This is a genomic window from Fictibacillus sp. KU28468, from assembly GCF_026153615.1.
Lineage (GTDB): Bacteria > Bacillota > Bacilli > Bacillales > Fictibacillaceae > Fictibacillus_C > Fictibacillus_C marinisediminis.
Genome location: NZ_CP110666.1, coordinates 2,790,632 through 2,810,953, shown reverse-complemented (window position 1 = coordinate 2,810,953; position 20,322 = coordinate 2,790,632). Strand labels below are relative to the sequence as shown.

21 protein-coding genes, 1 pseudogene and 1 other annotated feature are annotated in these 20,322 nt (G+C 41.5%); of the genes and pseudogenes, 15 read left to right on the top strand and 7 right to left on the bottom strand.

The annotated features are described in order from the left end of the window. Positions 1-56: 56 nt before the first annotated feature. From OKX00_RS14565 to OKX00_RS14555, 3 genes are all read left to right on the top strand, one after another. The gene (locus OKX00_RS14565; protein WP_265407809.1) at positions 57-959 is read left to right on the top strand and encodes an NAD-dependent epimerase/dehydratase family protein; all 903 of its coding nucleotides are present in this window, start codon (positions 57-59) and stop codon (positions 957-959) included. Positions 960-1,174: 215 nt separating this feature from the next. Further along, positions 1,175-2,161, top strand: a complete 987-nt coding sequence (locus OKX00_RS14560) for a BMP family ABC transporter substrate-binding protein (RefSeq protein ID WP_265407808.1) — start codon at positions 1,175-1,177, stop codon at positions 2,159-2,161. Continuing rightward, a complete protein-coding gene (locus OKX00_RS14555; RefSeq protein WP_053354769.1) occupies positions 2,158-2,331 on the top strand; it encodes a ComZ family protein in 174 nt (57 codons plus the stop codon). The genes OKX00_RS14560 and OKX00_RS14555 overlap by 4 nt, the downstream gene beginning before the upstream one ends. Before the next feature lie 37 nt (positions 2,332-2,368). Here the strand turns inward: OKX00_RS14555 and OKX00_RS14550 are convergent, their stop codons facing one another. Then, on the bottom strand, positions 2,369-2,656 hold the full coding sequence (locus OKX00_RS14550; protein WP_082683303.1) for a YppG family protein: 288 nt from the start codon (positions 2,654-2,656) through the stop codon (positions 2,369-2,371). A 195-nt stretch (positions 2,657-2,851) separates the two neighbouring features. Here OKX00_RS14550 and OKX00_RS14545 point away from each other — a divergent pair. From OKX00_RS14545 to OKX00_RS14535, 3 genes and pseudogenes are all read left to right on the top strand, one after another. Then, positions 2,852-3,783, top strand: a pseudogene (locus OKX00_RS14545) (beta-ketoacyl-ACP synthase III). Positions 3,784-3,819: 36 nt separating this feature from the next. After that, a complete protein-coding gene (gene fabF, locus OKX00_RS14540; protein WP_062231382.1) occupies positions 3,820-5,058 on the top strand; it encodes a beta-ketoacyl-ACP synthase II in 1,239 nt (412 codons plus the stop codon). A gap of 222 nt (positions 5,059-5,280) precedes the next feature. Next, entirely contained in the window at positions 5,281-6,027 is a 747-nt protein-coding gene (locus OKX00_RS14535; protein ID WP_053354765.1) for a YjbA family protein, read from the top strand. A gap of 226 nt (positions 6,028-6,253) precedes the next feature. Here the strand turns inward: OKX00_RS14535 and trpS are convergent, their stop codons facing one another. After that, positions 6,254-7,243 (bottom strand): tryptophan--tRNA ligase, encoded by a 990-nt coding sequence (trpS, locus tag OKX00_RS14530; protein ID WP_053358293.1) that lies wholly within the window; start codon positions 7,241-7,243, stop codon positions 6,254-6,256. A 57-nt stretch (positions 7,244-7,300) separates the two neighbouring features. After that, positions 7,301-7,531, bottom strand: a binding site (T-box leader). Between the two features lie 27 nt (positions 7,532-7,558). Further along, the gene (locus OKX00_RS14525; protein WP_062231385.1) at positions 7,559-7,927 is read right to left on the bottom strand and encodes a DUF3899 domain-containing protein; all 369 of its coding nucleotides are present in this window, start codon (positions 7,925-7,927) and stop codon (positions 7,559-7,561) included. Positions 7,928-8,345: 418 nt separating this feature from the next. Here OKX00_RS14525 and OKX00_RS14520 point away from each other — a divergent pair, with 418 nt between their 5' ends. From OKX00_RS14520 to OKX00_RS14495, 6 genes are all read left to right on the top strand, one after another. Next, positions 8,346-10,034 (top strand): peptide ABC transporter substrate-binding protein, encoded by a 1,689-nt coding sequence (locus OKX00_RS14520; protein WP_265407807.1) that lies wholly within the window; start codon positions 8,346-8,348, stop codon positions 10,032-10,034. Between the two features lie 196 nt (positions 10,035-10,230). Next, complete coding sequence (gene opp3b / locus OKX00_RS14515; protein ID WP_053354762.1) at positions 10,231-11,160, top strand: oligopeptide ABC transporter permease; 930 nt, start codon at positions 10,231-10,233, stop codon at positions 11,158-11,160. 5 nt (positions 11,161-11,165) lie between these two features. Continuing rightward, positions 11,166-12,179: an oligopeptide ABC transporter permease gene (gene opp3C / locus OKX00_RS14510; protein ID WP_265410551.1), complete on the top strand. Its 1,014-nt coding sequence runs from the start codon at positions 11,166-11,168 to the stop codon at positions 12,177-12,179. A gap of 11 nt (positions 12,180-12,190) precedes the next feature. After that, positions 12,191-13,210 (top strand): ABC transporter ATP-binding protein, encoded by a 1,020-nt coding sequence (locus OKX00_RS14505; protein ID WP_053354761.1) that lies wholly within the window; start codon positions 12,191-12,193, stop codon positions 13,208-13,210. Then, positions 13,210-14,211 (top strand): ABC transporter ATP-binding protein, encoded by a 1,002-nt coding sequence (locus OKX00_RS14500; protein ID WP_265407806.1) that lies wholly within the window; start codon positions 13,210-13,212, stop codon positions 14,209-14,211. Before OKX00_RS14505 ends, OKX00_RS14500 begins: the two co-directional genes overlap by 1 nt. Positions 14,212-14,299: 88 nt before the next feature. Further along, a complete protein-coding gene (locus OKX00_RS14495) occupies positions 14,300-15,151 on the top strand; it encodes a DegV family protein (protein WP_265407805.1) in 852 nt (283 codons plus the stop codon). Positions 15,152-15,184: 33 nt separating this feature from the next. Here OKX00_RS14495 and OKX00_RS14490 read toward each other — a convergent pair whose 3' ends face one another. From OKX00_RS14490 to OKX00_RS14480, 3 genes are all read right to left on the bottom strand, one after another. After that, a complete protein-coding gene (locus OKX00_RS14490) occupies positions 15,185-15,721 on the bottom strand; it encodes an HD domain-containing protein (protein ID WP_265407804.1) in 537 nt (178 codons plus the stop codon). Between the two features lie 283 nt (positions 15,722-16,004). Then, entirely contained in the window at positions 16,005-17,759 is a 1,755-nt protein-coding gene (locus OKX00_RS14485) for a UbiD family decarboxylase (RefSeq protein ID WP_265407803.1), read from the bottom strand. A 74-nt stretch (positions 17,760-17,833) separates the two neighbouring features. After that, positions 17,834-18,019, bottom strand: a complete 186-nt coding sequence (locus tag OKX00_RS14480) for a hypothetical protein (protein ID WP_062231396.1) — start codon at positions 18,017-18,019, stop codon at positions 17,834-17,836. Positions 18,020-18,159: 140 nt separating this feature from the next. Here OKX00_RS14480 and OKX00_RS14475 point away from each other — a divergent pair, with 140 nt between their 5' ends. The 3 genes from OKX00_RS14475 to spxA all read left to right on the top strand — a co-directional run bounded on the left by OKX00_RS14475 (position 18,160) and on the right by spxA (position 19,510). Further along, entirely contained in the window at positions 18,160-18,723 is a 564-nt protein-coding gene (locus tag OKX00_RS14475; protein WP_265407802.1) for a GNAT family N-acetyltransferase, read from the top strand. A gap of 24 nt (positions 18,724-18,747) precedes the next feature. After that, positions 18,748-18,876, top strand: a complete 129-nt coding sequence (locus tag OKX00_RS14470; RefSeq protein WP_255357533.1) for a hypothetical protein — start codon at positions 18,748-18,750, stop codon at positions 18,874-18,876. A 238-nt stretch (positions 18,877-19,114) separates the two neighbouring features. Beyond that, the gene (spxA, locus tag OKX00_RS14465) at positions 19,115-19,510 is read left to right on the top strand and encodes a transcriptional regulator SpxA (protein ID WP_007203028.1); all 396 of its coding nucleotides are present in this window, start codon (positions 19,115-19,117) and stop codon (positions 19,508-19,510) included. Positions 19,511-19,554: 44 nt separating this feature from the next. On the opposite strand, the gene OKX00_RS14460 is transcribed toward spxA, so the two are convergent. After that, positions 19,555-20,223: a TerC family protein gene (locus tag OKX00_RS14460; protein WP_265407801.1), complete on the bottom strand. Its 669-nt coding sequence runs from the start codon at positions 20,221-20,223 to the stop codon at positions 19,555-19,557. Between the last annotated feature and the right edge of the window lie 99 nt (positions 20,224-20,322).

Below are 20,322 nucleotides of genomic sequence, written 5' to 3'. Positions count from 1 at the left end.
TACTCCTTAAGTTGAAAAATACGATATAGAGTAGGATAAAGAACGGAGGATTGTTCATGAAACGAGCACTCGTTACAGGAGCAGCAGGTTTTATTGGCTCCCACTTATGTACCAAACTTTTAGAGGATGATGTGGAGGTCATAGGAATCGATGGCTCCCAATCAACCGAAAAATTAGATTATATTGGAAGAAACGCAAACTTTGAACTCATTAATCAACGAATCGAACAGGCGGACCTGATGAAGATTATGCAAAAGGTCGATGTGGTTTTCCATCTTGCCTGTGGGATTCAGCCAAATGAACAATGGAGTGATATTGAAGATAGAGTAAAGGACCATGTTCATTGTATGCGGCTGTTAGCTGAATCAATAGACAGCCGAAAAACGAAATTCATCTTTTCCTCTTCTTATGATGTGTATGGAAAAAAAACAGGTGAAGTTACAGAGAACTCTGCAGCGAATCCGGAGACATTGTACGGATTGATTAAACTCACAGAAGAGAATTATATTCGGATGGCTGCTGCAAAAAAGCATTTTTCATACGTCATTCTAAGATTCCCAACAGTATATGGCCCTTGGCAGCCTGAGGGGATGACTTTTCAGCAGATCATCAGCGCAGACGAAGGAGAACGTGATGTTATGACGGTAAAAAAAGATTCTGTCACAGAGGATGCGATCTACGTTGAAGATGCCGTCAGAGCCTTATGTATGGCTGCAGAAAACGAAAGCAGAAATGCGATATATAATATAGTCAGCGGAACAAACGGAGAATGGCGCAAAGGATTAAAACTCCTATCTATAAAAGAAGATGAAATTCCAAAAGAAAAGCGAAACATGGTGGTTGTAGGAGAAAAGGCGGCTAAAGAACTTGGATTCCGCTCAGATGTTAAAATCGAAGAAGGTTTGAAAAAGCAGATTCAGCATAGCAAGGAAAGGCTCAAAAATAGGTTTAAGGCATAAAAAGGGAAAATATGTTTTCCCTTTTTTTATTGTCCAGCTTCAGCGCCTAGGTCCTCGAGGTCGCTTCACTCTTACACCTCAACACAAAAAGCGTGTTGCTGTGTAAGAGCTCCAGCGCTTGTCGGACCTTATCAGGGCGCTTGCGCTTTTCCCATTATTCTTTATACTATTAAAGGGGATATCCGGCAAGCGAGGAAATGGAGTGAACGTCCAAAATGCAGATTAAAACATTGCTCCTGGCAGCTTGTATACTGTTAGGTCTCACAGGATGCCAGGAAAAATCTTCACAGAACCTTCAAAACACGGGACTCCTGATTCAGGATACAATCAATGATCAGGGCTGGGGTGACAAGGGGTATAAAGGGCTTTTAAAGATTCAGGATACATATGGGAATGAAGTTTTTTACAAAGAAAAAATAGAAACAAAAAGCCAGGTGCTTAAAGCGGTAAAAGAGTTTCAGAAGAAAAAGGTTAACCTCGTTTTTGGCCATGGTAAGATTTATGCTGATATCTTTGATCAGATCAGCAGTGATTTTCCCAAGATGCACTTTGTGAGCTTTAATGGAAAAGTACATGGCAAAAATGTGACGAGCATTCATTTTAATTCATATGGAATGGGTTTTTTCGCTGGAATGGCAGCAGCCAAAATGAGCCGCACCAACCATCTTGGAGTAATTGCCGCCCAGGATTGGCAGCCTGAAATAAATGGCTTTATAGAGGGTGCTCGTTACCAAAAGCCCAAAATTAAAGTGGATAAGAATGTGGTACACAGCTGGAGCGATGAACAGAAGGCCATCAGCGCATTCCGTAAGATGGAAGCTTCCGGGGCAGATGTCTTTTATCCTGCAGGTGACGGATTTACCATCCCTGTTATTGAAGAAGTGAAAAAGAAAGCACTCTACGCGGTAGGCTATGTATCTGACCAATCGGATCTCGGCCGCGCTACAGTACTGACTAGTACGGTGCAAAATGTTGAATATGTGTATGGATTTGTCGCTGACAAGTTTAATGAAGGCGATCTGAAATCCGGGAATCTGCAATATGGATTTAAGGAGAAAGCCATTTCTCTGGGCAGGTTCAGCCCGCAAGTGCCTGCTTCTTTTGAAAAGAAGATAAAGCAGGAAATTGACGAATACAAAAAATCCGGAAAGCTCCCCAACGGAAAAGTAATGAAAGAACATGTATTGGAGGAAGAACAATGAATCAAGAACTCAATATGAAATTCATGCAAATTGCCATGAAGCATCTGCCAGAAGGAAAAGAGCTTTTGGAGAAAAAAGGAATGGAATTATCCATGGAGGATATCCAGCCTATGTTGAATCTTCTGCTTAAAGTAATGAACGATGCTTATGAGCTCGGAAAACAGGATTAAGAAAACGGAAAAAGGAGCCAACTCTGTGTTGGCTCTTTTATTTTTTCCTAAAGGCATTAAAGAGCGGTGAGACCTGCTGTGCTACTTTAACGGTCTGATCAATAACAGCCATCAGCTTGTTATAATCAAACGCCCCATCGTTCGTCCGGAATGCACTTAATAAGGGATTGGGTCGCTGAAAGGGCTGGCGGTAAGCCATAGGTATAAAGGGCGGCTCACTTGGAGGCTGTTCTCTTGTTTGCCGCGGTGGAGGAAATGGGCTTCTTGCATGCATCAGCGGCCTTGGATGCCTTGGTGAAGGAGGCCCATAGCGAGGCGAATTCAAATGTACCACTCCTTATTTTCAGACTGATTACATCTCTCTCTAGGATATGCCCTGATTTGAAGTTGGTATCTTGTACCGGAAATCTCGGTACTGGACAAAAAACAAAAAATATCTTACATTAGTACCAGGTCTTAAAAATTGATACTAAGTTAGCTGGCGAACAAAATATTAAAAATAAACCAAAGGGGTAATGACATGAATGCTGGAATACTGGGTTTAGGTGCTTATGTCCCTGAGAAAGTGTTAACAAATTTCGATTTGGAAAAAATGGTAGATACAAGTGATGAATGGATTCGTACTCGAACAGGAATTGAAGAACGCAGAATAGCATCTGACGATATCAATACATCACACATGTCTGAAAATGCTGCACGAGAGGCGCTTAAAAACGCTGATATGAATGCAGAGGACATTGATCTCATTGTTGTGGCTACCGTCACTCCTGACAGGCCTTTTCCTTCCGTTGCTTGTATGATCCAGGATAGGCTGGGAGCGGTTAATGCTGTTGCTATGGATATAAGTGCAGCCTGCTCTGGGTTCATGTATGGAATGGTGATCGCTAAACAATTCATTGAATCGGGAACCTACAAAAATGTCCTGGTAGTCGGAGCTGAAAAATTGTCCAGAATTACAGACTGGAATGACAGAAATACAGCAGTGCTGTTTGGTGACGGAGCAGGTGCTGCTGTAATGTCGACAGTTTCTGAAGGCAGAGGGATCCTTTCCTTTGAACTGGGTTCAGACGGCAGAGGAGCGAAACACCTTTATCAGGACAAATATCTTTATATGAACGGCCGGGAAGTGTTTAAATTTGCTGTCCGCCAAATGGGTGAATCATCCATGAACGTTGTTGAAAAAGCTGGATTGACTAAGGATGATGTAGATTACCTTATTCCCCATCAAGCCAACATCCGGATCATGGAAGCAGCTCGGCAGCGGCTTGATCTACCGAAAGAAAAATGGCAGTAACCGTAAATAAATATGGAAATACTTCATCAGCTTCTATTCCTATGGCTATTTCTGATGCCTTAAAAAATGGTAAAATAAAAGATGATGATCTGCTAGTACTCGTTGGATTTGGAGGCGGCCTTACATGGGGTGCAGTTGCACTTCGGTGGGGAAGATAATAGCTAACTATTCTTCAAAGGAGAGTTGAATTAAAAATGAAAAGACGCGTAGTAATTACAGGAATGGGAGCCGTTTCTCCCCTTGGAAATAGTGTAGAAGAAACATGGAACCGAATCGTTGCAGGTGAATCTGGTGTTGGCCCGCTAACTCGCAGGGACCGGGATAAATTCCCGGTAAAAGTAGCTGCAGAAGCTACAGAATTTGATCCCCAGGAATTCATGGACCGCAAAGAAGCAAGAAAAATGGACCGCTTTACTCAATTTGCAGTAGCTGCCTCTAAAATGGCAGTGGAAGATGCAGAGCTTGACATTACAGATGAGATCGCACCGCGTGTAGGGGTGTGGATCGGTTCTGGAATCGGCGGAATGGATACGCATGAAGAACAATTCCGTGTTTTTGAGAAAAAAGGCTACAGAAGGGTCAGCCCGTTCTTTGTACCGATGATGATTCCGGATATGGCAGCGGGACAGGTTTCCATTATTCTTGGAGCAAAAGGTATGAACTCCTGTACGGTAACGGCTTGTGCATCAGGTGCAAACTCCATTGGTGACGCGTTTAAAGTGATTCAGCGCGGAGATGCGGATGCGATGATCTGCGGAGGAACTGAGGCACCGATCACAGATATGGCATTGGCTGGTTTTTGCCAAGCTGGAGCCCTCTCCTACAATGAGGATCCTGCAACAGCCAGCCGTCCATTTGATGCGAACCGCAGCGGTTTCGTCATTGGTGAAGGTGCAGGTATTCTTGTCCTTGAAGATCTTGAGTTTGCAAAAAAACGCGGAGCGAAAATTTACGCGGAAATCGTAGGCTATGCAGGCACCGGTGATGCCCATCACATTACAGCCCCGGCTCCAGGAGGAGAAGGCGGAGTCAGAGCCATGACACAAGCTGTTGAAGACAGCGGTCTTGCATTAGAAGAAATTGATTACATCAATGCTCATGGAACAAGCACAGATTATAATGATAAGTTTGAAACGATGGCGATCAAAGAAGTATTTGGAGAGCATGCTTATAAAGTGGCTGTCAGTTCAACAAAATCAATGACAGGGCATCTTTTAGGCGCGGCAGGTGGAATTGAAGCAATTTTCTCAGTAAAATCCATTCAAAACAGTATCATTCCTCCTACCATTAACTATGAAACAGCGGATCCGGAGTGTGATCTGGATTACGTGCCGAATGAAGCAAGAAAAGCAGAAGTTAACGCTGTGCTCAGCAACTCTTTAGGCTTCGGCGGCCATAACGCAACACTTATCTTTAAAAAATACAGTGAGTAGTACAAAATCTTGGTTGATTTTTTCAACCAAGATTTTTGTTTGTGTACAAAATGATGGTTGTTTTTTTCAACCAAGATATTTGTTTGTAATACAAAACCCTGGTTAATTCTATTAACCAGGGTTTTGAGTTCCTTTCGGGATTTTTCTTCCCATGCCATAGAATAAATTGGACAACCTCTGACTATACTGTTTTTAACAAAACGGTTAAGCGAGGGGTTGCAGATGTTATATTTACGAGATGTTTGGGTGAATTGGTTCGAAGGTGAAGAAAATGGCTATAACGTTTGTGAGTTCCATGAGTGGAGAAAGGATGACTTTATTGAATTGCTCGATCAAGTTCCAATCGTGAAAATGGATTCTTCACTCTTTCATTATATTGAAAATGAACTTAGCGATCTTCCAGATTCCCTTTTAGAGGAAGTACACCAAAAAGCATACGTAAGAAAAAACAACCAGAGAGTGCAGCTTGATCATTGTTTTATCATAACGGATGAGAAGAAAACGATGGTGATTGACACGATGGGCTATCGTATCCCGATACGAAAAAGCAGACTGATTCCGAGACAGGAACAGCTCGTCTATGAAATGGCGGAACAAATGGAGACCGCAACTTACACGTTCAAACCAGAAATCAAAGAAAAAGAGCATCATATCCTATCACCGGAACCGATTATCATGAGAGGGCTCACAAGAAAAGAAAGACAGTTAAAGCAGCTCTTGTTCATGGTGCTGGATCAGCTTCATACAACTAAAAATGTTGCGGAAGTGCGTTATTGGTATACGGAGTGGATGCCTGAGAATTACATGGCCATTCAGCGAATGGAATTTGAAGAAGCATGGGCAGCACTTTATTCTGAAATTAAAGACGGCTGGAGCGACCAGCATTATGCAATCTGTGAACGATTAGTAAAAGGGCAGCCTTACTTTGAAAAGATATGGGAACTTGAGAACGGGACACACGTAAACTGACCATGAAGCAATAAAGGAGACTCATTGTGTGAGTCTCCTTTATTATGATCTTCAGGATTGAAGCCAGGGGTGGAGTTATTTGAATACTCATTTCGAGTAACGCTCAATTAAATCAAGATTCGGATTAAATCCCTAAATTAACAACTGCTTTTCCGCGAGATTCAAACTTCAATAAACACATAGAAACCCCCACTTAAAGTGGAGGTTTCTTCACGTGTTCCGGGTTTTACACTCGTTTTCTGGCCAAGCCCATTGCACGCTCTGCTTTATTCAGCATTTTGTTTGCTGCCCGGTTGGCTTTTTCTGCCCCTTGGTCAAGGATTTGATCAAGTTCATCAGATTCGATGAGGCTGAAATACCGGTCTTGTATCGGTTGTAAACGTTCAATGATCGCTTTAGCTGTGCCTTCTTTAAAATCTCCGTAACCTTTTCCTTCATATTTGGTCTCCAACTCGGAAATGGACTCTCCAGAACAAAGAGAGTAGATTGTCAAGAGATTTGAGATTCCTGGCTTATTCTCTTTATCAAACCTAACGATACCTTCTGAATCAGTTGTCGCACGCTTGATCTTTTTTGTGATGACCGCTTCATTATCTAAAATAGAGATGAAGGCATTCACGTTCGGGTCTGATTTGCTCATTTTTTTAACCGGATCAACGAGGGACATGATTCTCGCACCGACTTTGGGAATTCGAGGCTCAGGAATCGTAAAGATCTCACGGTACTTTTTATTAAAACGTTCTGCAAGATCTCTTGTAAGCTCAATGTGCTGTTTCTGATCATCCCCAACAGGAACTAGTTCAGTTCCATACAGCAGGATATCAGCAGCCATCAGCGGCGGGTATGTCAGCAACCCTGCAGAAACAGCATCTTTTCCTTTGGATTTGTCTTTAAATTGAGTCATACGTTCAAGTTCTCCAATATAAGCGATACACTGTAATATCCATCCCATCTTCGTATGAGCAGGAACCTCAGACTGAATGAATAGTGTAGACTTCTCCGGGTCAATTCCAACAGCCAGGTATAGGGCGGCAAGGCTGCGGCTGTTCTTTTTCAGCTGGACCGGGTCTTGCGGAACTGTAATTGCATGCTGGTTTACCACACAGAAGTAACAGTGGTTATCTTCCTGATAGTTTACAAAGTGCTGCAGTGCTCCTAAATAGTTGCCAAGTGTGATCGTACCGCTTGGCTGTATGCCTGAAAATATAGTTGCCATAAAATATCCTTCTCCTTTTACTTCTAAATCAATACAAAAAGGCCCATCCATCCCATTAAAAGGGACGAATGGACCGCGGTGCCACCCTTACTTATTCATAAAGAATCTCTCAAAGCCGTACTGTCATACGGTGGCCATTCTATCGTGCGGACAAACACGCCTGTTCCTACTGTAAGTTCAGACAGGAGCTCAAAAGCCCATTCCATGCTTATTCACTGCCTGTTTACACCAAACACAGGCTCTCTGAGAGCTTCAAAAACATGTACTTTTCTTTATCATCGCCATGATCATTCAATTAAAATAAGTATAGTAAATTTAAGACAGAATTGCAACCAGGCTAGAGACCACAAACAGAAAAAGACCCGAAGAGAGGAGCGGAAAAACAAATTCTCCTGATACTCTTTCTGAAAGATAGAAGTTCGATTCGGTTTCATGGCTGCTTGCATACTCTGCAGACTTAGAGAAACTCTTCATAACTTTTTTCAGTGTCCTGGAAAACAGATCGAATAATCCTCCCCTGATGACAAAAAGGGTTAAGCCAATTAAAAGGAGGGCGAGGGAAACCATGAAAAGGTTGTTCACTAAATGAATGAGGTGGATCTTTTTTTCAGAGACAAGCTCTATAATGAGCGAAAGTATTATGGATCCCGCGGTTAATAACAATGAGGAAGTCAAGCGTGACATCAAATTTCTCCTATCTGAAAAATTCAAGTTTGTTTTATACATTTTAACATGAAAATTCACGAATGAAGTAATACTTTTTACCTAGTAAATCCCACTGTCGATCTTCTTGAAGTGAGCTTTTTGATTCAAAACAGCGGGAGAGCGAAAAAAATATGGGGTAATAAAGGAGGATATATCACCAAACATTCTGGAAATTACTGTCTTAAAAACAGAAAGAAAACGACGGACAATAATAGGTCTTTATTCCTATTTTTTGTTAATAAAACGTAAATATTATGGGCTTTTTGTAAAAGTCGTAAAAAAAAGTATATGCATAATAGTTAGAAAACTTGTATAATACGGTTGTGGGCAAAATGTCTGATAATTCACGAAGCTTTGGTCCACTAATTAGGTAAACAGAAAAAGGGGAGGTCAATTCATGAAGAAGTCAAAATGGTCGTTACTTCTAACGATCGTGCTCGTATTGAGCGTCTTTCTTTCTGCGTGTAGCGGAAAGAGCGGTAAAGATGACAAAGCAAATGGCAATGCATCTGAAGGTAATGGTAGTTCATCTAAAGAAAAGGTGCTTAACCTGTTAGACTCATCAGAAATTCCGTACCTTGATAACATCATGGCGGATGACTCTGTATCTCTAAACGTTGCGAATAACGTTTACGAAGGTCTTTACACTTTAGATGACAAAGATCAGCCAGTCCTTTCTGGTGCTGCTGAAGAGCCGCAAGAAAAAGACGGCGGTAAAACATGGGTATTCAAACTTCGTGATGACGCTGTTTGGAGCAACGGTGAAAAAGTAACAGCAAATGATTATGTATTTGCTTGGAGAAAAGCTGTAGCGAAAGAAACAGCTACTCAATACTCTTTCATTTATCAAGTAGCAGGTATCCTGAATGCAGATAAAATACTTAACCCTGAAGACAAAATGTACAACAAAACGGATCAGCTTGGTGTTAAAGCAATTGATGACAAAACTTTAGAAATTAAATTTGCAGCTGACCCTGCATCAAAACCTTACACTAAAGCGGTTCTTTCATTCCCTACTTTCTATCCGCAAAATGAAGCTTTCGTTAAAAAACAAGGCAAAGAGTTTGCTCTTGAAGCGGACAAAGCGCTTTATAACGGCCCTTACACTCTTTCTAAATGGGAGCATGAAAAAGGCTGGCAGTTGAAAAAGAACCCTAAATATTGGGACAAGAACAACGTAAAAGTTGACACAATCAACGTAAACGTAGTTAAAGAAGAAGCAACTCGCATCAACCTGTTTGAAACTGGAAAAGCAGACCGTACTACCATTTCTGCTGAGTACGTGGATCAATACAAAGACAAGAAAGATATTTTCAGTACTGTTCCTGAATCAACATTATTCTTCTTGCGTATGAACCAAAAGAACAAAGCGTTGGCTAATGAAAACATCCGTCACGCACTAGATATGGGCTGGGACAAAAAACAGCTTACTGACGTTCTTTTAAACAATGGATCTGTTCCTGCTTACTTCCTAGTTCCTTCTAAGTTCGTTAAAGGTCCAGATGGATCTGACTTCCGTGAGAAGTACGGCGACCTTAATAAAGGCGATGCCAAAAAGGCAAAAGAATATTGGGAAAAAGGCTTGAAAGAGCTTGGAACAAAGAAAGTAGATCTTACTCTACTTAACTATGACAGCGATACAGCACAAAAAGATGCGCAGTTCATCAAAAACCAACTTGAGAAAAACCTTCCTGGTCTATCTCTAAAAATTAAGCCACAGCCATTCAAACAAAAACTTAAGCTTGAAGAGAAACTTGATTACGATATCTCTTATGCTGGTTGGGGACCTGACTATCCAGATCCAATGACATTCGTAGATATGTTCGTAACTAATAGTCCTCATAACGAAATGGCTTACTCAAACAAAAAGTATGACGACCTAATCAAAAAAGCTTCATCTGAAACAGATCTTAAAAAGCGTTGGACTATGATGCAAGACGCTGAAAAAATCTTGATTCAGGATGATGCAGCAATCAGCCCGATGTATCAACGTGGTCTTGCTTACATCACTAAGCCAAACCTTAAAAACGTAGTAAACCACTCATTTGGCGGAGATTTCAGCTATAAAAACTGGGATGTTAAGTAAAAAATAATATTAAATGGTTAAATAGCTATACGCGGAGAGTATATGTCAGTAAGCCATATACTCTCCTTTTAACTGCAAAATTCTCACTAGTTGAAATTTGTCGAACTTTCAAATAAAACTATTGTAGGATATTGTAATCTCAACTATTATAGATATATAGGTATATAGCTGGGGTTTATTATTAGGAGGTGCAATAGTGGTTCGTTTTGTACTCAAACGCATGGTTTACATGTTGATCACACTATTTATTATTTCTTCATTTACATTTTTCTTAATGAAGCTGCTGCCAGGTTCTCCGTTTAACAACGAGGAAAAATTGACAGCAGAGCAAAAAGTTATCTTGAATGAAAAATACGGGCTGAATGATCCGATTCCTGTACAGTACTTTAACTATATGAGCAATCTCGTAAAAGGGGACGCGGGTGTTTCCTTCCAGTATGACAACCGGCCTGTATCCACTATGATTACAGAGAGAATTGGGCCTTCTGCTGTTCTGGGTGTTGAAGCAACTATTTTTGGAACGATTATCGGATTGATCCTAGGAATTGCCGCTGCATTAAAGCAAAATTCGGCGATTGATTACGTTTCTTCATTATTTGCTGTATTAGGGATATCCATTCCTTCATTTGTATTTGCCGGTGTTCTTCAATATTACGTGGGAGTTAAGCTAGATTGGCTGCCCGTAGCCCTTTGGGATGGTCCGAAATATCATGTTCTGCCAGCACTTTCGTTATCGGTTTTTGTAATAGCAACAGTTGCGAGGTTCATGAGAACGGAAATGCTAGAAGTGTTGGGACAAGATTATATTACAACTGCTAAATCCAAAGGTTTAAAAAATATTGTTGTTATTTGGAAACACACGATTAGAAATGCAATGATTCCGGTAGTAACTATTTTAGGGCCTCTTGCCATCAACCTGATCACAGGTACGCTGATCATCGAACGAATTTTTGCAGTGCCTGGCCTGGGATACCAATTCGTAGGTTCGATCACACTTAATGATTATCCGGTAATTATGGCAACTACCATTTTTTATAGTGTATGTTTCATTGTAGTCATTTTAATTGTTGACATTTTGTACGGAATTATTGACCCGAGAATCAGGGTTGCAGGAGGCAAGGAATAATGAGCATGCGTGAAAAACAACTTAACAATGATTTGTTCCAGCCTGCGGTGATCTCTGCGGAAGCTTCTGAAAAAATAACGAAAGAGAGCACTTCCTTTTGGCAGGATGCCAGAAGACGTTTGTTTGAAAACAAGGGAGCTGTTGCTGGGCTTATCATCATCGTAGCTATTCTCCTTTTTGCCTTTTTAGGTCCAGTTATGAGTCATAACGGCTTTGATGATCAAGACACAAGCAGAACCAATTTGCCGCCGCGTATTCCTTTACTTGAAAAGGTAAGCTTCCTTGGTGTTGATGGTGTGGACATCCGAGGCATCGATCAGTATAAAATGAAAAACCAGACAAAAAATTACTACTGGTTTGGAACGGACGCTCTGGGCCGGGATCAGTTCGTAAGAATATGGAAAGGGACACAGATTTCTCTTTACATCGCATTCTTAGCTGCAGCCATTGACATGATTATTGGTGTAGCTTATGGAGCCATTTCAGGTTTCTTTGGCGGACGAACGGATAATATTATGCAGAGGATTATTGAGATCGTAGTCGGTATCCCCAACTTAATCGTCATTATCCTTTTCATTCTAATTCTTGATCCAGGTATTTTATCCATCACAATGGCATTGGTTATTACAGGCTGGACAACAATGGCCCGTATTGTACGCGGACAGATCTTAAAATTGAAAAACCAGGAATTTGTAATGGCATCAAAATCATTGGGGGCAACAAGTTCCCGTATTTTGACAAAGCACATGTTCCCGAATATTTTGGGTGCGATCATCATTACATCCATGTTTACTATTCCTAACGCTATTTTCTTTGAAGCATTCCTAAGCTTTATCGGACTTGGACTTGCTCCTCCAACAGCTTCTCTAGGGTCATTAGTAAACGAAGGATTTAAATCATTACAGATCTATCCTCACCTAGTAATGTACCCGGCTGTCATTATCTCGTTGATCATGATCAGCTTTAACCTATTGGGTGACGGATTACGTGATGCTCTGGATCCTAAGATGCGTAAATAGGGGGAGAAAATATGAAGAATATATTAGAACTTAACAATCTTAATGTCTCCTTTCATACATTTGCAGGAGAAGTAAAAGCGGTTCGCGGGGTAAGTCTGCATCTTGAAAAGGGTGAGTCCCTTGCGATAGTAGGAGAATCCGGATCAGGTAAATCTGTTACTTCGAAAGCAATCATGCGATTATTGCCTGAAAAAACGAGTGAGATTAAGGAAGGCCAAATCTTTTTTGAAGGAAAAGATCTAGTGAAGCTCTCCAACCGCGAGATGGAGAAAATCCGTGGTTCTGAGATTTCTATGATTTTCCAGGATCCGATGACTTCCCTAAACCCGACGATGACAGTCGGGAAGCAAATCATGGAAGGTCTTCGCAAGCATCAGAACTTGTCTAAGAGCGAAGCGAAAGAAAGAGCAATCAATCTCTTAAAGCTTGTAGGAATTCCAAACCCGGAACTCCGCATTACAGAATATCCTCACCAATTCTCTGGTGGGATGAGACAGCGTGTGGTCATCGCCATCGCGCTTGCGTGTAACCCGAAAGTATTAATCGCCGATGAGCCAACAACGGCACTTGATGTTACGATTCAGGCACAGATCCTTGATTTAATGAGAGATCTGCAGCAAAAGACCGGAACAGCTATTATTCTGATTACCCATGATCTTGGTGTAGTAGCCAATCTTTCACAAAGGGTCGCGGTAATGTACGGTGGAACGATTGTTGAAACAGGTACAACGGATGAAGTGTTCTACAATCCTAAACATCCTTACACTTGGGGATTACTATCCTCCATGCCAAAGTTAAACACGAACGACAAAGAATTGCTGGCGATTCCTGGTACGCCGCCAAACTTGCTTAATCCGCCGAAAGGCTGCCCGTTTGCTGCACGCTGCCCTTATGCGATGCAGGTTTGTGTGGACCATATGCCGGATGCCTCAGACGTTACTTCAACTCATAAATCGGCTTGCTGGCTGCTGGATGAGCGTGCGCCTAAGGTAGAACCGCCTGAAGCTGCATTAGTAGGAGGTGCCCGTTAATGGCAGTTGTAGAAAGAGAGAAGTTATTAGAAGTCAAGAACCTGAAAAAGCATTTTAGAGTTGGCAAGAATGCTGTGTTAAAAGCAGTTGACGATGTTAGCTTTGATATATATAAAGGTGAAACACTCGGACTTGTTGGAGAATCCGGATGCGGAAAATCTACGACTGGAAGAACGATTATTCGTCTATACGATGCTACAGACGGCAATGTCGCTTATGAAGGTGTTGATGTTCATGGCAAAAAGTCCGGTAAAGAATTAAAATCCTTTAACCGCAAGATGCAAATGATCTTCCAGGATCCCTATGCATCCTTAAATCCAAGGATGACGATCAAAGATATTATTGCCGAGGGAATAGATATCCACGGTCTGGCAAAGAACGACAAGGAACGTATGGAGCGTGTTTACGAGCTTCTTGAAACGGTAGGGCTGAACCGTGCACATGCCAGCCGTTACCCGCATGAATTCTCAGGCGGACAGCGTCAGCGTATCGGTATTGCCCGTGCCCTTGCAGTGGATCCTGATTTTATCATCGCTGACGAACCGATCTCAGCGTTGGACGTATCCATTCAGGCGCAGGTTGTAAACCTGCTTATGAAACTCCAAAAAGAACGCGGACTAACGTATTTATTCATCGCCCATGATCTTTCCATGGTTAAACATATTTCCGACCGCGTGGGTGTTATGTATCTTGGAAACATAGTTGAGCTTGCAGACAGTGATGAGCTTTATGAAGAGCCTCTGCATCCGTATACTCAAGCGCTTCTTTCAGCCATCCCTGTTCCGGATCCTGAAGTAGAACGAAGCCGCGAGCGAATCATTCTTGAAGGTGATATCCCGAGTCCAATCAGCCCGCCAAGCGGATGCCGTTTCCGTACGCGCTGTCCGCATGCCATGGATGTTTGCGCAAGTACAGTTCCTAAATGGCAGGAAGCAAGAGAAGGCCACTGGGTAGCTTGCCATCTTTATGACAATGAATCGAACAATGAGAATAAACAGTAACAAATGACGCGATCTCCTGTATATCAGGAGGTCGTTTTATGATATGTTTAAGGAGGGTTATAAGGATTATTTGAAACGAGGTAATTGAATGAATATCACTTTTATTCTGGATAGTGCAAGCGACTACTGTGTAGATCATCATACATTATCCGTCCCATTTGTCATTGTTCCGCTTAATATTACTTTTAAAGACGGTCATTTTTTAGATGGGGTCGATATCAGTATGGATGAATTTTACGAGCGGATGGCAAGAGAGGAGAATCTTCCTAAGACAAGCCAGCCATCTCCACAGGCTTTCTATAATGCTTTTCATTCTGAACTTGAAAAAGGAAACGAGCTGATTTATCTAGGACTTTCATCAAACCTGAGCGGTACTGTGCAAAGTGCCGGAATCGCGAAAGGAATGCTAGATGAAGCCGTCCAGCATAAAGTGCATATTATCGATACAGGAACAGCTTCTGCAGGAATTCATGTATTGCTAAAAGAAGCGGAAAAACTTGTTCAGCAAGGCAAGAGTGCTGAAGAAATAGTAGCATCCCTCAATGAGAAAAAAGAAACGGTTTTGGCTTATGTACTATTGGAAACGCTGGAAAATGTGAAAAAGGGCGGCAGGATATCTGCTGTTCAGGGAGCCATTGCTGAATTTCTGAATATAAAACCCCTTCTTTCCGTACAGGACGGAATCGTTGAAACGGTTGGAAAGTACAGAGGGAAGAAAAAAGGATTATTGAAACTGAAAGAATTGCTGCAGGAATGGAAGCAAAAGCATCCTGAAAAGGAGCTTTTTATTATTCATAGTCTTCCTTCCAAAGAAGAAGTAATTAAGGAGTTTGGTGAACTGTTTACATTCTCTGCGTTTAAATCGATCTCGTTCACCCGATTTGGCAGTACGATTGGTACGTATGCAAGCCAAAACGCGATCGGGTTCATCTTTCATTAATATATAAATAAAAACACTCCGTATGGATATGATCTATACGGAGTGTTTTAGGTTTTGTGTCTCATATTGAGCATCCACCAATCGGTCCAGATTTTTAATTCGGTTAAGTGCCGTACTTTTATCCAGTTTTCGATAATGATGCAAACCGCCAGGCTCCTCATCTGCTTCGTCGGCAAGCGCAACTACACGCTGTAGCGGCAGAAGCTGAAGCTGTCCTTCCGGCAGATAAGAATCAGTGTGCAAAAGAATGGCTAACGCAATCTCTTTTGCTTTCCTTGGATCTTCTCCCAGCTCAATGAGCAGTTTATGCGCTCTTTCAGCACCTTTAATGGCATGAATGTCATTTTCTTTATAAAGGGAGTAATCCCATTGGCCGTTTGTATACCAAGTATAGTGGCCGACATCATGAAGAAGTGCAGCTTTTGTTGCGAGATCCGGGTTGACGCCATGCTCTTTAGCGAGGGAAAACGCATGATATGCTGTTGAGATAGCATGCACAAGGCCAGAACGGTCCAAGTATTTCTGAGCAGATGGATGAAGAAATATATCGGTTAATGTCACGTTTCTCATCAATTTTTCTCCTTTCTGCAAACTCCTCGAACAGGCAGGATACGAGGGATGCTAAAAATGTATATTGTTAAATACTATACCACCGTTTTGCCTCTTAATCAATAAAATAAACCAAAAAGAAGGGCTCTCACGGGAGCCCTTCTTTTCCATTAACTTTGTTAAAGCATATTGTTGATTTTCAATCATATTGGGCATCGCATACTGATCCTTAAAAGAGATACTCAAGACTTTTTCTTCAATCACACCCCACCAAAACAACACATGAACTAACAGAGCTTTTCCATTAAAAATATTCCTTCCAGCGCTTTGAAACCAATTGGTCAATATCTGGCCGTGTTTCAACCGTTTCGGGATAAAAAGGCTTCATTCTTGCATCGATAATGACTGGTCCGCTGTATTTAATTTTATTTCGTACAACCTCACATTTGGCGTAAAGATCATATGCTGGATCAAAACGCGTAAAGGTTGTCCATAAAAATTGGGATTGAGATGAGGCGATGGTGGCATCGTCCACTAAAAACACCAGCTGCCATTTATTAAGCTGCTGTTCGCCAGCTTGAAGCAGTTTTTCACCAAATTCGGGTTCTTCTTCAAATGTTGGTCCAGAGACACATAAACAGCCTCCGCAATATGCCTGGACGTCATGAATTCCTGGAATGGTTCCACCTTCATATACTCTTTTCAGTTCTCGTACGGGCTCTCCAAGCCCTGTCATGATCGCTTTGCTGCCGGTGTTGAATTTTCGTCCTGTATAATCCAGGGTATCCATGGATGTATCATGCAGGATCAGCAAATCACGCTCAGGCAGGAATCTCTCTAACACCGCTTCGAGAAGCTGGGAGAAATCCTGAAGATCCACTTCCTTATTGGTTACCATAAGAAATTTAGTTAATGTAAGCTGACCCTCACCCATGATTCTTAAAGCATGGGCGAGCCCTTCCTTAAAATAGGATTCTCGGACAACTGCACCTGCAAGGGCGTGAAAGCCTGTCTCTGCATAGGTCCACAATTGTTTAACACCATTCATGACAACCGGGAACAGAGGGCTCATCAGCCGCTGCAGATATTCACCGATAAAGTAGTCTTCTTGTCTTGGCTTTCCAACCACTGTTGCGGGGTAGATGGCGTCTTTTCGTTTCCACATATGGTTCACATTGAATACAGGGAAGTCGTGTGCCCATGAATAATAGCCGTAGTGGTCACCAAAAGGCCCCTCGGGTTCCCTGATATGTGGTGGAACAACTCCTCCAAATGCAAACTCTGCTTCAGCGATCAGCGGGTGTGAATAACCCGGCGCATGTGTAAGGTTTAGCTTGTCTCCCATCAGCATAGAGGAAAACATAAGCTCCGGAACTGCTTCAGGGAGCGGAGCAATTGCGCTGATCATTAGGGAAGGAGGCCCGCCAAGGAATAATGTTACAGGAAGCTCCTCGTTTTTTTGTTCAGCGGCAAAGTGGTGGAAGCCGCCCCCCTTATGAATTTGCCAGTGGATGCCGGTTTTCTTTTCTTCTTTAATCTCGATTCTATACATTCCAAGATTGTGCTCGTGTTTATCAGGATGTTCGGTGTAAACAAGAGGCAGCGTAACAAACGGGTTACTGTCCATATGCCAGCCGGTTAAAGCAGGAAGCTTCTTCATGTTCACGTCAGCTGTGTAGGTTTCCATGATTGGAGCTTTTGCCGGTTTTACAGTTCTTGTGCCAATTTTCAGTACGTCTTTGATCATCCCTTTTTTTCCCCACAGTTTTGAAGCAGAAGGAGGGAGAAGGTCATCAATTGATGCGACCAGCTGCTTAACAAGAGCTTCCGGTTTAGGGCCGAACGCCATATCTACACGGCGGATTGTTCCGAATAGATTAGTTACAACAGGGATATCACTGCCTTTAACATTCGTAAAAAGCAGGGCTGGCCCCTGTTCATCGATGACCCTTCGGTGAATTTCTGGGATTTCAAGGTATGGATCAACCTCGGCTTTTATTTCAATAATTTCATTTTCTTTTTTTAACTGCTGAATAAACGTTCGTAAATTGATATGCATGAATCTCCACCTCTAGTATGTATAATCTTCTTTTATCTTCACAAAAAAACAACTTCTCGTAAAGTAGAAGTTGTTTACCGGTTTCTTCTTTGTACGTTACTCCAATTGGACTGAAAAGATTTAGAGTGGTCTACGAATTTAAAAACAGATCTTCCGCCGAATACTTTTAGTGAGAACCAATGTGCGAGTATACCCATAAAAGCAGTCAATCCGATGACAAAAACAGCGAGCAGGAGTAAATCACGGAAAAACATCACCATCTAATCCCTCCATTGAAAAGGCATACATTTCCTCTTTATTGTATAAGATGTTTATCCCTTTGGAAAGAGGGAAAACTAAATCAAATTCTTTTTACTCTCTCTATAACTAAATCATTTCAGTTAGGAGCTGTCAGGACAAAATGAACTGGTACGAAAAATTAAATCAATATTTCCCAATTGAAGAAATGAAATCTCAAGAACATATGGAACTCCTTCTAGAAGACAAAGGAGATATTTATCATAAAGATGAAGGCCCCCATCATGTGCTGATGTATGTAGAACTGGATGATTTTATTTTCATTGATTATTTGTTCGTGTCTAAAGAATCACGCGGCCAGGGGCTGGGAAAGACCTTGCTGAAGAAGCTTAAAGAAAAAGAAAAACCGATCATACTTGAAGTAGAACCTATTGACTATGAAGATACAGATACCGAAAAACGGCAGCGGTTCTATCGGCGTGAAGGATTTAAGCATGCATCAAAGATTGGTTACAAAAGAAAGTCACTTGCTACTGAACAAGTGAATGAAATGGAGATTTTATATTGGGCTCCCAAAGGAGAAAGTGAAGAAAGTATTTATGAAAACATGAAAAAGACGTATAATGAGATACACACGTACAAAGATAAAGAATTGTACGGTAAAGCTTATCAGGATGTAGCCGATGTGCTCACCTTTCAGCACGGTAAAGACGCCATAACCGAGTAATTTCTATGGCAAGGAGGTATCTGCATGAAAGCCAAGGATAAGAAAAAACAGAGTAAGCGGGAACTATTGAAAGAGATGTTGAGAAAGAATTTAAAAGGCTTATCCACGGGTCCGAAAAAAGGGCCGGCATCTCAATTCAAATCAATTGCATAAAGTGATTATGGGATGAAAACTTTTTCATCCTATTTCTTTTTATGTTTTGTGAAACTTTTTTCGGGGTAATACGTCTATATAGATAGAACACATTGTTTTAGTTGGGTTGTATAAGTTTTATTACATTTTTGTGAAGACCTTTCTTGTTTAAAGAAAATGTAGTATAATAAAAAATATGATTTAATAACTATTTTAAAGTAGGGGTTAAATCAGTAGGATGGGGAAGGAGAAGATCCATATGGTTACTTTATTTACTTCGCCGAGTTGTACATCTTGTCGTAAGGCAAAAGCGTGGTTAAAAGAGAATGACATTCCATACCAAGAAAGAAATATCTTTTCAGAGCCTTTGAGCATAGAGGAAGTAAAACAAATCCTTCGTATGACTGAGGATGGAACGGATGAAATTATTTCAACCCGTTCAAAAACATTTCAGGAATTAAACTTGAATGTCGAGACGATGCCTCTACAGGATCTTTATCAGCTTATCGCTGATAACCCTGGGCTTTTAAGAAGGCCGATTATCATGGATGAAAAACGACTCCAGGTAGGCTATAATGAAGATGAAATCAGAAGGTTTTTACCTAGAAAAGTCCGTACGTATCAATTGCTCGAAGCACAGCGTATGGTTAATTAAAAAAGCTTCTACAGATTAAGTTCTGTAGAGGCTTTTTTTATCAATCATTTATGTTTTCCGGTCCTTCTCGATTTTGAAAGAACGCCTGCAGCAATCACTCCGATTACGATAATGATGCTGAATGCGGATTTGATGTGGGGGCTGGACAGGAATAAAGGCTGAAGTTCTTTTTCCGAACAGATCATGCCCGCAGCTGTGTAGGCCAGAATACCGGCGCCGATATAAATCAGGATTGAAAAGCGTTCCATCATATGAAGGATGGCCTTGCTTCCCCATATAATAATAGGTACAGAGATGATAAGACCAATCACGACGAGCTGAACCGATCCATGTGAAGCACCAGCAATAGCCAGTACATTATCAAGGCCCATTGCAATATCGGCTACAACAATGGTTCGGATGGCGCTGATCAACGACATGCCTGGTTTAATATTATTTCCGTTTTCATCATGTACCAGCAGCTGGAAGGCGATGTAAATTAACAGAACTCCCCCTGTCAGGTAAAGAAGGGGAACCTTGAGCAAATAGACCACAAGAACGGTTAAGATGATTCTGACGATGATTGCGAGGCCTGTCCCAATAAAAATCGCTTTATTTCTTTGATGCTCAGGCAAATTACGGCTGGCCAGAGCAATTACAATCGCATTATCTCCCCCAAGCAGAATATCAATGGCGATGATCTGTAAGAGGGATATGAGGAAATCTGTTTCCACGAATGCCAAACCCCTTTCAAGTGCTAAACGGGACTATGTATGTTAAAATGTACAAAACTTCTTTCAAATTAAGACCATTTATTTTTTCGAAAAGTCATT